Origin of the sequence: Psychrobacter sp. 2Y5 (genome assembly GCF_051847375.1) — a bacterium.
Classification (GTDB): Bacteria; Pseudomonadota; Gammaproteobacteria; order Pseudomonadales; family Moraxellaceae; genus Psychrobacter.
The window spans coordinates 68,019-83,779 of sequence record NZ_JBPYDA010000006.1 but is presented as its reverse complement, the minus strand read 5'-3'; the positions used below and the strand labels follow the sequence as shown (position 1 = coordinate 83,779).

Annotated in this window: 11 protein-coding genes and 1 other RNA gene; 5 read left to right on the top strand and 7 right to left on the bottom strand. The window is 44.6% G+C overall.

Annotation, left to right across the window (positions count from 1 at the left end; all coding sequences use genetic code 11):
• Window positions 1-207 precede the first annotated feature (207 nt).
• From ACS8E3_RS07900 to ACS8E3_RS07890, 3 genes are all read right to left on the bottom strand, one after another.
• Window positions 208-1,494, bottom strand: coding sequence for an aspartate kinase (locus ACS8E3_RS07900; protein WP_439242978.1), 1,287 nt, complete (start codon window positions 1,492-1,494; stop codon window positions 208-210).
• 268 nt (window positions 1,495-1,762) lie between these two features.
• Window positions 1,763-4,435 (bottom strand): alanine--tRNA ligase, encoded by a 2,673-nt coding sequence (alaS, locus tag ACS8E3_RS07895; protein WP_439242976.1) that lies wholly within the window; start codon window positions 4,433-4,435, stop codon window positions 1,763-1,765.
• A 139-nt stretch (window positions 4,436-4,574) separates the two neighbouring features.
• Window positions 4,575-6,344 (bottom strand): DUF389 domain-containing protein, encoded by a 1,770-nt coding sequence (locus tag ACS8E3_RS07890; protein WP_439242974.1) that lies wholly within the window; start codon window positions 6,342-6,344, stop codon window positions 4,575-4,577.
• Window positions 6,345-6,617: 273 nt separating this feature from the next.
• On the opposite strand from ACS8E3_RS07890, the gene ACS8E3_RS07885 reads away from it, so the two are divergent.
• Window positions 6,618-6,830 (top strand): hypothetical protein, encoded by a 213-nt coding sequence (locus tag ACS8E3_RS07885; protein WP_348653998.1) that lies wholly within the window; start codon window positions 6,618-6,620, stop codon window positions 6,828-6,830.
• Between the two features lie 153 nt (window positions 6,831-6,983).
• On the opposite strand, the gene ACS8E3_RS07880 is transcribed toward ACS8E3_RS07885, so the two are convergent.
• The gene (locus ACS8E3_RS07880) at window positions 6,984-8,429 is read right to left on the bottom strand and encodes a L,D-transpeptidase family protein (RefSeq protein ID WP_439242972.1); all 1,446 of its coding nucleotides are present in this window, start codon (window positions 8,427-8,429) and stop codon (window positions 6,984-6,986) included.
• Window positions 8,430-8,999: 570 nt separating this feature from the next.
• Between ACS8E3_RS07880 and prmB the strand changes: the two genes are divergently transcribed.
• Complete coding sequence (prmB, locus tag ACS8E3_RS07875) at window positions 9,000-10,025, top strand: 50S ribosomal protein L3 N(5)-glutamine methyltransferase (RefSeq protein ID WP_439243173.1); 1,026 nt, start codon at window positions 9,000-9,002, stop codon at window positions 10,023-10,025.
• Between the two features lie 102 nt (window positions 10,026-10,127).
• On the top strand, window positions 10,128-11,234 hold the full coding sequence (gene aroC, locus ACS8E3_RS07870; RefSeq protein ID WP_439242970.1) for a chorismate synthase: 1,107 nt from the start codon (window positions 10,128-10,130) through the stop codon (window positions 11,232-11,234).
• Window positions 11,235-11,352: 118 nt separating this feature from the next.
• Here the strand turns inward: aroC and ACS8E3_RS07865 are convergent, their stop codons facing one another.
• The 3 genes from ACS8E3_RS07865 to ACS8E3_RS07855 all read right to left on the bottom strand — a co-directional run bounded on the left by ACS8E3_RS07865 (window position 11,353) and on the right by ACS8E3_RS07855 (window position 14,197).
• Window positions 11,353-11,565: a hypothetical protein gene (locus tag ACS8E3_RS07865; RefSeq protein WP_439242968.1), complete on the bottom strand. Its 213-nt coding sequence runs from the start codon at window positions 11,563-11,565 to the stop codon at window positions 11,353-11,355.
• Between the two features lie 101 nt (window positions 11,566-11,666).
• The gene (gene creC / locus ACS8E3_RS07860) at window positions 11,667-13,424 is read right to left on the bottom strand and encodes a two-component system sensor histidine kinase CreC (RefSeq protein WP_439242966.1); all 1,758 of its coding nucleotides are present in this window, start codon (window positions 13,422-13,424) and stop codon (window positions 11,667-11,669) included.
• Entirely contained in the window at window positions 13,424-14,197 is a 774-nt protein-coding gene (locus ACS8E3_RS07855) for a response regulator (protein ID WP_439242964.1), read from the bottom strand. The genes creC and ACS8E3_RS07855 overlap by 1 nt, the downstream gene beginning before the upstream one ends.
• A gap of 305 nt (window positions 14,198-14,502) precedes the next feature.
• Between ACS8E3_RS07855 and ACS8E3_RS07850 the strand changes: the two genes are divergently transcribed.
• Both ACS8E3_RS07850 and ssrA read left to right on the top strand, forming a co-directional pair.
• A complete protein-coding gene (locus ACS8E3_RS07850) occupies window positions 14,503-15,174 on the top strand; it encodes an alpha/beta hydrolase (protein ID WP_439242962.1) in 672 nt (223 codons plus the stop codon).
• A gap of 196 nt (window positions 15,175-15,370) precedes the next feature.
• Window positions 15,371-15,729, top strand: a transfer-messenger RNA (tmRNA) gene (gene ssrA / locus ACS8E3_RS07845).
• Window positions 15,730-15,761 lie beyond the last annotated feature (32 nt).

Sequence of the window (15,761 nt, the reverse complement as noted above, 5' to 3'; positions counted from 1 at the left end):
TAACAATACTACTGGATAAAACAGAAGTCTGGTGACTATTTAGCAGTGATAAGTGAGCAGATATGCACTGCGATTGTGGCAACTATGACCATAACAGCAAGAAAAAACAGAACCGTAACAGGTTCTGTCTTTATGTATTATAAGTTATCTTAGCAGTTTAGCTAACTATCAGTGGCTAAGTGCGGATAAACAAAGAATAGCTAGGGTTTATTGTCCAGCTACTTGGCTATCACCATCCTCACGATCTAAGCCAAAAGCAGTATGCAGCGATTTGACTGCTTTTTCTAAGTGCTGCTCTTGGATAAGTACAGAGACTTTGATTTCACTGGTAGAGATCATTTGTATATTGATATTGTTCTCGGCTAAGGTTTGGAACATCAAGCTTGCTACCCCAGCGTGTGAACGCATACCGACACCGACTAATGATATCTTAACCACTTCGCTATTGCCTGAGACCTCTTTCGCACCGATCTCGTTTTTGACTTCTTCGTTTAGCACCTTTAAAGTTTTATCCATATCAGTACGGTTGACGGTAAAACTGAAGTCGGTAGTGCCATTGGCAGAGAGGTTTTGTACTATCATGTCGATTTCGATATTAGCGCGACCGATAGGCGTGAGAATAGCTGAGGCAATACCGGGGTGGTCAGGGACGCCGCGTACTACAATCTTTGCTTCATCACGGTTAAAGGCGATACCTGAGATAATTGCCTGTTCCATACTGTCTCCTTCGTCTATCGTAATTAGGGTGCCCACGTTATCTTTAAAATCGTCATCAAAGCTACCATCGTTGTTATCATCAAAGCTTGATAGCACTCGTAAGGGCACACCGTATTTACCAGCGAACTCTACTGAGCGAATTTGTAAAATCTTGGAGCCAAGGCTTGCCATCTCGAGCATTTCTTCAAAAGTTATTTTTTCAAGTTTTTTAGCTTTTGAGGTAACACGTGGATCGGTAGTGTAAACGCCATCGACATCGGTATAAATTTGACATTCATCAGCGCCTAGAGCAGCAGCGATAGCGACGCCCGTGGTGTCTGAGCCGCCACGTCCAAGCGTAGTGATGTTATCGTGCTCATCGATACCTTGAAAGCCTGCCACAATGACGACATTACCGGCATCTAGCTGTTGGCGAATATTTTTATCATCTATGCTTTCGATACGGGCTTTATTATGTGAGGTGTCCGTCTTTATAGCGACTTGACGACCCGTCATTGAGCGCGCGCCAATACCTAGATCCTGAATGGCCATAGCGAGTAGTGAGATCGAAACTTGCTCGCCAGTGGAAACCATTTGATCATATTCACGAGGATCAGGGTTATTGCTAATCTGGCGCGCTAGATCGATTAGACGGTTGGTTTCTCCGCTCATCGCAGAGACGACGACGACGATTTGATGACCGTTATCATGCCAGCGTTTGACGCGTTTGGCGACGTTTTTAATGCGGTCAATACTGCCCATCGAGGTGCCGCCGTATTTTTGTACTATTAACGCCATAAGATTTTACCTATTATTCATCCCTTATCAGTTATGAGCGTCAATTAAATCCAATCGTATTTTAATTAACGTTCGTAGTGATAAAGTCGTATTATTATTTGAACGCTGACCTTTATACCATAATCAAAGCACAAATTTAAGTCATCGCGCCGCTTTGATATATGGTAATTAATTATCAATGCTATAACCAACTGCCATAGGTCAAACACAAATCAAACGTAAGTTAAGCGTTTTGTTATATAAACGGCTTGTATTGACCAAGCTTAAGCTAGCTTAGCTGCGCTTCGATCCAAGCGGGCAGAGCCTCTATCACAGTACGAGTATTCCCAGCTTTCGGCGCGCCGCCTTGCGCGTAGTCAGGTTTACCGCCACCTTTACCGCCAAGCTCACCTGCCAAGTGACGAATGATATCACCGGCTTTAATCCGTGCGGTCATCGACTTAGCCACACTCGCGGCTAGCGCTAACTGCTCGTCTTTATCCCCGACTAACACGATGATGCTATCAGGAAGCTTGGACTTGATATCATCCATTAGCGGCCGGATGGACTTACCGTCAACACCGCTTAGGGTGCTGACAAGCACAGGCGTATCTTTGATGGTTTCCACTTCGCTTAATAAATCCGCCGCTTGGCTGCTGGCGAGCTTTTGTTGTAAGCGCTCAAGCTGCTTATCTAAATCGCGCTGTTTATCTGCCATGGTCTGTACGCGCGCGGCAACCTGTGGACGCTTGACTTTTAGCTGTTCTGCAAGAGTCGCTAGCTGGTGATCGTTTTGTTGGATGTATTTGATAGCGCCCATGCCAGTGAGCGCCTCGATACGGCGAATACCAGCGGCGATACCAGATTCGCTAGTGATCTTTAATAGGCCAATGTCACCGGTACGCTGCACGTGCAGTCCGCCGCATAACTCAATAGAAAAGGGTTGCTTGTTACCATCGATGGTGGCTTCTGTGCCCATCGTTAGCACACGTACCTCGCTACCATATTTTTCACCAAATAATGCTACTGCGCCTTTTTCCATCGCTTCATCGATAGCCATGTTCTCTATGCAGGCTGGCGTATTGGCTTGGATTTGTTCATTAACTAGGCGCTCGATTTGAGCGATCTCAGCTGGGCTGACGGGCTTATCGTAAGCAAAGTCAAAACGCAGCACTTCGCTTGAGACTAGCGAGCCTTTTTGACTGACGCTATCACCGAGTATATGACGAAGAGCGGCATGTAAAAGATGCGTAGCTGAGTGGTTTTTGGCGCTAGCAGCCCGGATGCTTGAGAGTACTTGTGCCTCTGCGTTTTGGCCTGCGCTAACAGTACCCATACTCACGACACCATAATGGATAATGGCTTGGCCAGACTTTTTAGTGTCTTGTACCGCAAAAACGCCAGACTCGCTACGTATCTCGCCCAGCTCACCGACTTGTCCGCCGCCTTCGGCATAAAAAGGCGTTCGATCAAGGACCATAACGCCTTCGCTACCTTCTGCTAGAGATTCGGCTGGATTGCCATCTTGATAGAGCGCGATAATATTGACATTATCATCGTTCAGTTGATCGTAGCCAATAAACTCAGTCGGCGTCTCCACTTGGATGACGCTACTGTAATCGACATCGAATTTACCGGCATCACGAGCGCGATCGCGCTGCGCTTGCATCTGCTCGTCAAACTCTGCTTCATCAATGGTAATACCGCGCTCACGGGTGATATCAGCAGTCAAATCAAGAGGAAAGCCGTAAGTGTCATAGAGTTTGAACGCCGCTGCACCAGAGAGAATATCGCCATCTTGTAAAGTCTCAAGCTCAGTGGCGAGCAGACGTAAGCCTTGGGCTAAGGTCTTGGCAAACTGTGCTTCTTCTTTTTGAATAGCGGTTTCGATCACGCTTTGCTTTGCTTTTAATTCAGGATAAGCGTCACCCATCTCAGAGACTAAGGGCGCGACCATCTTATAGAAGAAATCACTCTCAGAGCCAAGCTTATTACCATGACGCACCGCACGGCGGATGATGCGGCGCAGTACATAACCGCGGCCTTCATTGCTTGGCATCACGCCATCAGCGATCAAAAAGGACACGGCACGAATATGATCGGCAATCACTTTTAGTGAGGATTGCTGCTCATTGTCAATCTCCAAAATCTCTGCCGCGGCGTCCATGAGATGGGTGAACAAATCAATCTGATAGTTGCCATGCACGCCTTGCATAATAGCGCTGATACGCTCAAGTCCCATACCGGTATCGACACTTGGGGCAGGTAGTGGCAGCATGGTACCGTCTTTTTGTCGATTAAACTGCATAAACACGCAGTTCCAAATCTCAATGTAGCGGTCGCCATCTTCCTCAGGCGTACCAGGCAGACCGCCTTCAATCTCAGGGCCGTGGTCATAAAAGACTTCGGTACAAGGACCGCAAGGACCAGTATCACCCATGGTCCAAAAGTTATCAGACGCATAAGGAGCGCCCTTATTATCTCCAATACGGATAATACGCTCCGCTGGCAAACCAATCTTGGTATGCCAAATGTCAAAGGCCTCGTCGTCAGTCTCATAAATAGTGACGTAGAGACGATCTTTGTCGATAGCTAGCCAGTCATTGGAGGTTAAAAACTCCCAAATATAAGCAATGCCGGCCTCTTTAAAATAATCACCAAAAGAGAAGTTACCGAGCATCTCAAAGAAAGTATGATGACGCGCGGTGTAACCGACGTTATCTAAATCATTGTGCTTGCCGCCAGCACGCACACATTTTTGTGAAGTGACCGCGCGCGTATAATCACGTGATTCCATCCCCAAAAAAGTCTCTTTAAACTGATTCATACCGGCATTGGTAAACAGCAAAGTAGGATCATTATGCGGAATAAGGCTCGATGAGGAGACAGGGGTATGCTGCTTGCTTATAAAAAAATCGATAAAAGCTTGACGAATATCGGCTGTTTGAGATGGCTGGCTCACAGCGGCTCCTTACAAAAGAATAGTTTTCGGATAGGTATAGAGTATTAAATTTGTCCGCGATTTTAGCACATACCGCCCCTGTTGAACATTCGCAAATAGTCACTGTTAGGGCTAATAAACTAGGGCAATAAATCAGCCGTTAATTGGTCAAGATAGCCGCGTCTGTTTTGTCTAGCTGATCGGTATTCAGCGGATTGGCTTCAATCACTTGTACGGGCAGATAGCGCAGTTGTAGCTTAATCGGTAGGTACTCCGGGAAGTTCTCCACCATGTCTGCAGTGATAAGCGCTTCAATCTGCTGGACGTCATAGGAGCTAGGAGTACTCTCGCCGCGGATGACTGCGCGTACGACTTGGTTTTCATCTGAGGTGTCAAACTGAGTGTTGGTCAGTACATTACCTTTATCGATGAAATAATTGTTTATCGCCTCTTTAGTGCTACTCTCAAAGACTTGCTGCTTAGCATTGGTTTGTAGGTTGATAGTCAAATAAGTACCGAGTCCGGCAAGCAGTAATAAGGTCACTGCATTGCGGCGTAAAAAAGTTAGATAGGTGTTTGATTTATAATCATCATCGACTAGGCGGCGAAAGCCAAGCAGCCAGAGTACTAGCGCATTAGTGAATTGAATAGCGATAATATTAGTAATAGCTAACAGCAGCGCCCCAAGACCTAATTGCGTCTCGCTATGAGCGAATAAAATACCACTCGCAGCTAGAGGAGGCACCAAAGCGGTGGCTACCGCGACCCCAACGACAGCGACCGATAGGTGCGGTGATACCATCGCATAAGCACCAGCCGTACCACCGGCTAGCGCAATCATTAAGTCCATTGAAGTCGGCTGAGTGCGCGATAATATCTCTGAGGTTAAAGGCTGATCGTTGTGGAGCAGACCGATCAAAAAGCCTACTAATACTACCAAAGAAACGCCCGCTATAACCGTAAATAGCGATTTCCATAGCAGTGGCATACGGTGGTCAATAATAGCGAGCGCCACACCAGTAATAGGTCCTAACATCATAGCTACTAGCATAGCGCCAATGACAACGGCTGCTGAATTGGTTACTAAGCCATAGCTTGCGATAATGGCCGAGAGAATGTTCATTATAAAATACATCTTACTCGGTAGCGCATTGGCCTCGATTTTGACTCGTACTTCTGGATAATCGACTTTTTGGTTACTGAATTGCTCAGCGACAAATTGTTTATAAGACTCAAGCTTCGCTTCTTTTTTTTCTTGCACTTGCTCTTTTGCGTTTTCTTCTTCTGCAGCACTCTCAGCGTCGTTTTCAGTTTCTTTAGCGTCTTTACCACTAGCATTTTTGTTGCCAGAATCTCTATTACCGGCAACCTCTGTTGTATTACTATTTTCTATCAGCCCTTCATCAGCAGGAATCGCTGAAAGCGCTAGGTTATCAGGCTGATCGTTATCGATATCGGCAGTTTCGACATGGCTGCTAGTCCCTGAATGCCCGGTAAGGGTCGTTTTATCAGTTGATAGATTATTATGAATGGTATTTGCGCTGTTGGCTTTAGTAAATACTGAATCAGCCATTGCTAAGCTAGAAAAGTCGATGTTAGAAAAGCCAATATTGACAACTTCTGAGTTGGTAGCCTGGACTTGAGCCATTTCAGGTGTGTTATCTTCAACCGTCGCGACAACCACCTCTTCGCTGATAGCCCTCATCGTCACTTTCGACTCATCATGATAGCTGCCTGCTTCTGCAGTATTTATCTGCTCTTCATGTTCAGAGTCTAAAGGCTCGTTGTCGTCGGCATTACCGTCAGTATTGTCTTCGACATCGTTGACATCTTCAACAAAAGTACTATCAAGGGTAGATGTAGACTCATGAGCGTCCTGGTTATTAAGGCTATCAGAGTGATTAGAGCTGCTAGAGGGATTAGCGGTCATAGTGTTGGACTTTCTTAGAGGCAAGAAGAAAATCACTATTGTAAAGATAAATAGGCGAGGAAGTATAGGTTTTTGCTATGAGCTAGCTTTACAAAGAAGAGTAAGCAATAAATTGAACGTTTTTAATACGCCAGATAACTCCCTAATAATAGCATGGTTTTTGACGTTAGTCGCCTAGTTTTAATGGCTTTAGCGGTTAGAATAAAGACTTACTTTTTATATGGGTTTAAGGTATAAAGTAAGTATACCCACACAAATTATAAGGATTAGACTATGAACTGGCCACTACTTTCTGTTGTTTACTCTATGGCAGCTACTGTTATCGTTGGTTTACTGATGATTGCCGCTTTAGTGACTGGCTTTAATGAGATACGACATATTCAGATAGCCATAGCCATCGGGCTACTAGTCGCTATTCCAGTAGGACTGTTTTTCACCAAAAAAATAGGTAGCATCACAGGTAATGAAGAAGGCTATAAGGCCTGAAAATGTTTTGGGCGTAGTCCAGCTTACAGACTTAGCAAGGGCTTTTAGTCTAAACGTTATGATTTAAGTATAAAAAAACAGCCTATTAGAAAGGCTGTTTTTTTGTCATTAAAAACTGTTTTTGACTTCAGATGTACTGTCGTAGCTTAGCAGTTATTGCAGTTCAACAGTCGCACCATTTTCGATATTGGCATAGACTTCTAACACATCCCAGTTGGTCAAACGCACACAACCTGCTGACGCTTGACGACTGATACCTTCAGGTTTAGGTGAGCCATGAATACCATAAGAAGGTTTTGACAGTCCCATCCATACTACCCCTACTGGGCTATTAGGTCCTGGTGGTAGCATGTGTACTTTTTTTGCGCTGCCTTCACCGACTGTGGCTTTATACCATGGCATTTTGACTTTATTGACAATCTTAAAGCTACCTTGCGGGGAAGGGGTGCTCGCGCTACCAATAGTAGTCGGATAAGTGGCAACTAGTTTATTGCCGTTATAAGCATATAAAGTCTTGTCAGCTTTATTAGCGACGACACGGTTGATACGCTGATTGAGAGGCTCACGATTGTTTAACACCGTGATAGTCTCACCGGCTTTATAGGTTTTATTCTTGTTCAGTTTATCGAGATAGCGTACGTCCATATGGAAGCGCTCACCTAGCATCTCTTTGATATCCTGATAATAAAGGCCTTTGACTTTTGATTTTGCCTCAGAGCCAGCAGGTAGCGTGGCAAAATTGGTATTCACATCATCTTCAGTAATCGTATAAGTGACTAACACTGGCTTATTCGCGGGAATATTTTTAATCAAAGCATTCCAGGTCTTTTGATCCATTTTACCAGTAGCAGGCAAGCCTTTCATGTTTTGAAAGTTGACTAGCGCCTTTTTGCTGTTCATACCCCAGCCACCATCAATAGGGCCAGGAGAGGCATGGTTCCAGTCGAGCAGTGCTTGCAATTTAATAGTCATCGCTGAGTTGACGTTCATATTCGGCGACCAAGACGAACCATTCACTTGCTTGGCATAATTAGATAGATCTAGCGTGGTATAAGTCTTACCGTCTTTGTCTTCGATGCTCTTGATAGCAGACTCATCGCCGATGTTTTGGAGTTGTGCGCTATTGGCTACTTCAAAATTTGGAACATCAGCTGCCGCACTACTAGGGCCTGCTAGGGCTTGGCCATCACTAATGTCATCCGTCGTATCAGACTGCTGGTCTTTACGAGTTAATTCTTCTACGCTCATATTATCAGCGGCAACAGCGTTAGACGCTGTGTCTGTATCGATATTAGGCTGAGCGGCGCGTTTGCTATCAATCAGTTGCCCCATTCTATCAGGCGTTGATGGCGTACTCACTCTATCTTGCGGCTGAGAGTTGTTTGCTGCGGCATTATTTGGCAAGGTAATACGAGTGCCATTATCTGCAGAGCTGCTACGATTCTCTTCTAAGTTGATACCAGATAAGCTTTCGATATCCGGTAGATTATCTACAGTATTTACAGGCAAAGTACGGGTATTGTCTGTCGGTGCAGCAAAGGCACTAAGACTCAGCGTGGCAATAGAGATTGCAATTACAATAGGTTTTATTTTCATCATAAAGGTCACAACATGGTAGTTATAATGGAGGTATTATGCGCATAATATGGACGCTTCGCAAATTTTTAACCCCTCTTTTTGTAGTAATGAGCGGATAGGCGTCAGGCGTTGACGCTTTGATTACTAGGTAGAGAGAATTGAGTCATAATCTAAAGGTTATATTGCGCAAAACAGGCTCTTAGCAAGGGTAGAGCAAGATAAGACACGAGTTAAATATTCTCCTATAGTAGCACGGTTAGTATAGAAATAAGGTTTGGCTTTAGTAGAGTTTCACCAAAGGTTTACTATTAGTAGTTGCTAGATGTATCAGTTGCTCGATTGATTGGCGTCATATTCGGTTTAAGTTTATAATGCCTTAAATTAAAACCATTAATCTTATAAACTTAAAGCTACTAAACAAATAATTAAAGAGGCCGTATGTCAGACGAGCAGATAATGAGTGCAGAAGAATTTCAGCAGCAAAATCAGAATCAGTACGACTATGACGGTCATGAGCTAAATGCTGAAGACACAGATCATAGTGAATTTGCTAACTTCCACAGTGAGCTTGAAGAGGCGCGTCAGCAATTAATGACGATTCGCGATTTCATTCGTTTTTGTGTTACGCAATTGCGTAACTATGATGTCGTAGTAGCACAAGGCACGACCGACGAATTCGCTGAAGCTTCTGCTATCGTTTTGCATTCTTTGTCGCTTGACTGGTCAGCGAATGAGCAGATTCTAGATTGCCGCCTGACTGCATCAGAGAAGCAAGCGGTATTAGAGCTATTAGAAGCGCGTATCGCTAAGCGTAAGCCGCTGAGCTACTTGATTAATTTAGCATATTTTTGTGATTTGCCTTTTTATGTCGATGAGCGTGTCCTTATTCCTCGCTCGCCGATAGCTGAGCTGATCCGTCAGCAGTTCTATCCTTATTTTGACGCCAATGAGCTTGCCAAGCCGCTTGGTATTAATGGCATAAACGATATGAAGGCAGGTGAGTCAGCCACTAAGTTCTTCGAGCATGGTCTTGAGATGAAGCAGCTGACGCAACCTGAGCGTATTTTGGACTTATGCACCGGTTCGGGCTGTATCGCTATCGCTCTAGCAACGCGCTTTGTCGATGCTTTGATAGACGCCGCTGATATCGACAAAGGCGCGCTTGAAGTAGCGATGGTCAATGTCGATCATCATGATTTAGGGCATCAAATCAATGTGATTGAGTCTGATCTGTTTGCTAAGCTGCCAAGCGGTAATCAGTACGAGCTTATCGTCACTAACCCGCCTTATGTTGATGCAGCTATCATGGCCGACTTGCCGCCCGAGTTTTTGTACGAACCTGATCATGCGTTAGCCGCTGGTCAAGACGGACTAGATTTAGTGCATAAGATTTTATATGAAGCCGCTGATTATTTGACGCCAGAAGGTCTACTGGTTTGTGAGGTCGGCGATAGCGAATGGGCGCTGATGCAAGCTTATCCTGATATTCAGTTTGACTGGTTAAAGTTTGCTCATGGGGGTCACGGTATCTTTGCGATGACTTATGATGATCTGATGGAACATCGCCAGTTATTTGCTCATTATGTACAGCTTCTAGAGAATAATCAGGTGCAATAACAGGCGGCTCTTACGAGTAAAGAAATAAGTTAAGCCAAGATTGCAAGATTGAAAGTAGCCCAATATTAACAGCAAAGCAGTATCAAGCGTGTAAGGATAGACATGGCAGGCAATAGTATAGGAAAACTCTTTAGTGTCACTACTTGCGGAGAGTCGCATGGGGCTGGCCTGATGGCTATCGTCGATGGCGTGCCGCCAGGTATGGCGTTATCTAGCGAGGACTTGCAAGTCGATTTGGATCGCCGTAAGCCTGGGACTTCTAAGTATTCCACCCAGCGCCGCGAGTCCGATGAGGTCGAGATAATCTCCGGTGTCTTTGAAGGTAAAACGACGGGCACCTCTATCGGGCTACTGATACGTAATACCAATCAGAAATCCAAAGACTATAGCGAGATTAAAGACACTTTTCGCCCCGGTCATGCCGATTATACTTATAGTATGAAGTACGGCTTTCGCGATTATCGCGGCGGCGGGCGCTCCTCAGCACGTGAGACCGCTATGCGTGTGGCAGCAGGCGCTATCGCTAAGAAGTATCTTTCTGAGCGCTTAGGTATACAGATTCATGGTCATGTGACGCAGATTGGTAATGAGTACAGCCAAGTCACTGATCCAAGCCAAATCGATTGGGACTTTGTGAATAGCAACCCATTCTTTTGCGCTGATAGCGAAGCAGTCGTGCGCTTTGAAACCTTAATCGATAGTCTACGCCGTGAGGGAACCAGCTGCGGCGCTAAGCTTGATATTATCGCAAGTGGCGTGCCGGTTGGGCTTGGCGAGCCGGTATTTGATCGACTGGATGCGGAGATTGCCCATGCGATGATGAGCATCAATGCGGTTAAAGGCGTAGAAATTGGCGATGGTATGGCGGTAGCCGGTCAGTTTGGGCATAAGTCTCGCGATGAGATGACCCCTGATGGCTTTACCGCCAATCATGCAGGCGGTATCTTAGGCGGTATCTCCTCTGGGCAAGATATCAGCGTTAGTATAGCACTTAAGCCCACCTCCAGTATTACCACCCCTGGTAAGAGTATTAATACTGATGGCGAAGCGATTGACATGCTAACCAAAGGCCGTCATGATCCTTGCGTTGGCGTACGAGCGACGCCTATCGCTGAGGCGATGCTCGCGATTGTACTACTCGATCATTACTTGCGTCACCGCGGTCAAAACGCTGATGTGGTCGCCCCGGTTGCGTCGATTACTGAGTAGCTTGAAGTCGTTTAATTAGTAGCGAGCCTTTTACCTTTAATGACTCCCATTAAAGGTAAAAGGCTTTTTTGTGCTTATAATAAATAGGGGTATAAGTTGCTCTTAGCTTTATTCTCTATCAAGCTACTTTTGAATAATAATCAACGGCTACGCAGCGCTGGTGTTTAAAAACCAATAATAGCTGCTGACTTGGAATAGCGAGCCAGTGTCCAAAAGTAATACTTTCGATATTATTTGTCGCTAATAATTGGCGACAATCCTGACGGCTATAACCTAAGTAAGCGTTTGTTGAGTTAGTAGCTTGAGTATGAGTCGGAATTAATTCTTTCATAGGGTTTGTACCTTGTCTAGATAGCAAGTTTGGATAAAGCTATCGTAGAATATTGAGGTATAAAACCCGTGCAGGGATGATGGAAGTTTAATGAATTAATCTTAGTTAGCTAAAGGTAAGGTAAGACGCACCAAAACACCTTGGGAGAGACTGCTAATGTTTTCAATTTCCTTATTATCATCTACGTTATTGATACTAACGCTACCACCATGATGTTCAATCACTTGCTTGACTAAAGTTAAGCCGAGCCCCGTGCCTTTTTTTAAATTATGACCGTTGGCTTGTGGCGATTTTTTTTGATGAGATAGGCTAAAATAACGATCAAAGGCTTTAACAATAGCATAATCGGCAAGCGGCTGACCATCGTTAAAAATATCAACCGTTACGCTACTATGCGTCCTACTATGCGTTGTCGTCACCTCGATACTCACTTCATTGATAGCGAAGTAGATGGCATTGTCTAAGACGTTTTGCAGCGCTTGCACTAACCAAAAGCTATCGGCTGCAATAGTGGTCTTGGCTAAGAGAGCGGGCGGATAATCTTGTTCAGTGGCGAAATGATTTATTGGCTCATTATCAATAAAAAACTTAATAGAGGCTAAATTACGCTGCTGAATCTTAACGCTACTGTCTTTTATCAAGCTAGTGATAATAGGAATTAGCGAGATAGCTTGACGATTTAATCTAAAAGTTGGCTGCTCAACTTTGGCTAATAATAACAGCCGATCAATGAGTTGCTGCATCTTAATACTTTGCTCGCCAATCGCTTGGCTTAGCATCTGCCGATCATCACTATCCAGATTTTCATCTTCTAATAACTCGCCGCTTGCGCGAATGGCAGTCAGTGGACTTTTTAGCTCATGAGTTAGGGTGTGCACATAATCACTGACGTAAGCTCTATTTTCTAGCCGATGTTTCATAGTCTCAATAGTATCGGTCAGGCTGTTAAGCTCATGACCTAAATAGAAGTATGGCTTTTGGGTATCTTCAGCCAAAGCTTGTGTATAGCGAGTCACAAGACTAATACTTTGCTGCAGCCACCAAGCGACTAACCCTGCCAAAATCAGTGAAACAACACTAATAAGTAGAGTCGTAATCAGCATACGCTGGCGCGTATTATCGAGATAGGGCAAGACACTATCGACCGGTTTGCCGATGCTAACCACACCAATAAGGCGCCCTAAATCATCCTTAATAGGCTGGGCGACATACATAATTGAGCTGTCGCGGATGCTGTTAGCATCAGGCGTACTGCGCGCGCCGTACTGACCTCTTAATGTCAGATACACGTCATTCCAGCGGCTATAGTCGGCACCTTCAGCATTATCAGATGCGGGTAGGGAGTCGTACAGAACGATGCCTTGACTATCAGTAACATATAAGCGAAAGCTACTCGCTGTTTTTTGCTTATATTCAGGCTCATTATCTAGATTATAAGCGGTTTTAGCCGTTTTACTTTTATTACCTTGATTTCTAGAGCTAGTGAGCTGGGCGATAAAAGCGCTATCTAACTGTTGTTGATAGGCAGGATTTAATATTTGCCCTGATTGCACAGGTGCTTGTAGATTGGCAGCCATCATTTTACTGGTATCGAGCAAAGTATCTTCAATGACTTGCTGCGCGGTTGGCTTGACGTGCTCAAACAGCTGAGTAAAAACCACCGCCCCTGAAACTATCAAGATCAAGGCGACTGCTAACCAAATCCGAAAAAATATACTTAGATTCAGCGGCTGTTTAGGCTGCGCTTGCAGCTTGTCGGCGCCCATGGAATGCAGCTTAGTATACCAATTGCTTTGATTAACATCGGCATCACTATTAGCTTTTGTATTATCTCGATTTTGGTGTTTAGAAGTAACCATTAGGCAGGGCACAGTCCATAGCCTAGACCACGGTGGGTATGAATGACATCGATATCAGGATGGATAGTCGCCAGCTGCTTACGAATAGATTTGACATGGCTGTCTATGGTTCTTGCCAAACGATGATCGGGATAATCGCTGATTGCATTCAAGAGCTGTTCACGGCTGAAGACTTGATTGGGCGCTTGCAATAAAGCCAATAAAATTTTGCGCTCGGTATTGCTCAGTTCTAGTTTTTGCTTATCCCAAGTGAGCGAATAGTTTAGCGGCTGATAATGCCAGTCTCCTGAGCTATAAGTAAAGCTGATGGGCGATTCTGAGACTGGGTTGGCATCATCGATTGTCTTATCAGAATCTTTTGAATGCTGACGAGATAACTGTTCACGTCGCCAAACCGCTTTTAGGCGCGCGACCAGCTCTCGCGGACTAAAAGGCTTAGCACAATAGTCATCTCCGCCCATCTCAAGTCCTAATATACGATCGACCTCATCGCTACGAGCCGTCAAAAATATAATCGGAATATCCTTTAAACTACCTAGGTCAGGCGCATGACGAATTTGTTGACATAAGCTTAAGCCATCACCGTCTGGCAGCCCAACATCCAAAATGATCGCCGACAACTCTTGCGCCTCTGCGCTAGGCAAACTATGCAGCACCGGCAACACACTGTTAGCATTATCGAGCCAAGTGATCTGCCAGCCTTCACGTTTACAAGTGATTTTGAGCGACATAGCAATGGCGGGGTCATCTTCTACTAATAGGATGTGGGTCATAGGGCTCTATCTTAATTATTTTTAGGTTGTATCTAAAAGACAACTACCGTATTTATAAGCTTGACCATTGAAAAGTCGCAGGCTAGCATCATAAATAGAGGTAATTAGTAGAGCGGGTTGAACATTCGCTAATAGTATTCATCACCGCTTATCAAACTATCCTAGCATGGAAATCTGATAAGACTATGTGATAAGCACGCAAAGGTTATGAAAAATCGATGAATAATGAATATTCTAAAAATCACAACACTTGAAAAGGCTTTGTAGGCAATGATAATTTGTCTTAATTTAAATAAGGAAATCGTATGAGTAACTATTTGGACGTGGTCACGGTAGAGCATAATCCTACGAACAAACCAATTGATCGCGCGGTGATTTGGCTACATGGCCTCGGAGCCAGTGGGCATGACTTTGAGCCAGTCGTGCCGCAGTTAGGCCTTAGTAAAGATATGGCAGTGCGCTTTATTTTTCCACATGCCCCGCAAATACCCGTGACCATCAATGGTGGCATGATAATGCCAGCTTGGTACGATATTCTTGAGATGAGTCTCGATCGTAAGATTGACGTCACACAAATTGAGAAATCCTCGCAGCAGATTCGCGATTTGATTCAACGCGAGATTGAACGAGGCGTTAAGCCTGAGCATATCGTCATTGCTGGGTTTTCGCAGGGCGGGGCAGTGGCTTACCATGTGGCGCTGGGATATCCACAGCGTTTGGCGGGGCTGATGACCTTATCTACCTATCTGGCAACCAATGATAGCCTGAGCTATAGTGATATCAATAAAGACTTGCCAGTCCTCATTGAACACGGGGTACAAGATCCTGTGGTGCCAGTGGTATTAGGTCAGCAAGCTCAGCAGCTATTGACTGATAAAGGCTACAACGTTGAATATCATACTTATCCGATGGCGCATCAAGTCTGTATGCCGCAAATCCAGAATATCGGTAAATGGATGAATAAGGTTTTGGCCTAATATTCTTTTATTATTAATCTCTTATAAGTAGTCTCTTAGCTATTGAAACTGGGTGAGTTGACCTTATATAGTAAGTAGAGTGATTAAGGCAAACACGTAAGCTTAAAAAGTAATAGTCAGCCTGTAAATTAATGTAATAACTATCTTTTATTGGTTGAGTCAAAGCTAAAGTTAGTCTAAAATACTCAGTCTTATTGGGGATGTTCTGGCTTCGACGCTGGTGATGAAACTCAATGATGCATGTCGAGAGTGTATGTCCTCTCGTAAATCAAACATATATTGTTATAGTCGCAAACGACGAAACTTACGCTCTAGCAGCTTAAACCCTGCTTACTGCGCTGCCGATTACCTATAGTTGGTTAGCCCAGTTGAAGCGTCCGTATATAGGTTCGCCACAAGAGATTGTCTCAATCGCTTGGGTTCAAAAGTAGAGAATCGTCCAATCCATCCTGACTGTCGGATCGGTGCGGACTAAAACTAAAGACAGAAACTAAACATGTAGATTCATGAGCGTAATGCTGGCGGACGCGGGTTCAACTCCCGCCATCTCCACCAAATATTGTTAAAGAAGTCAGTCACTTAGGTGG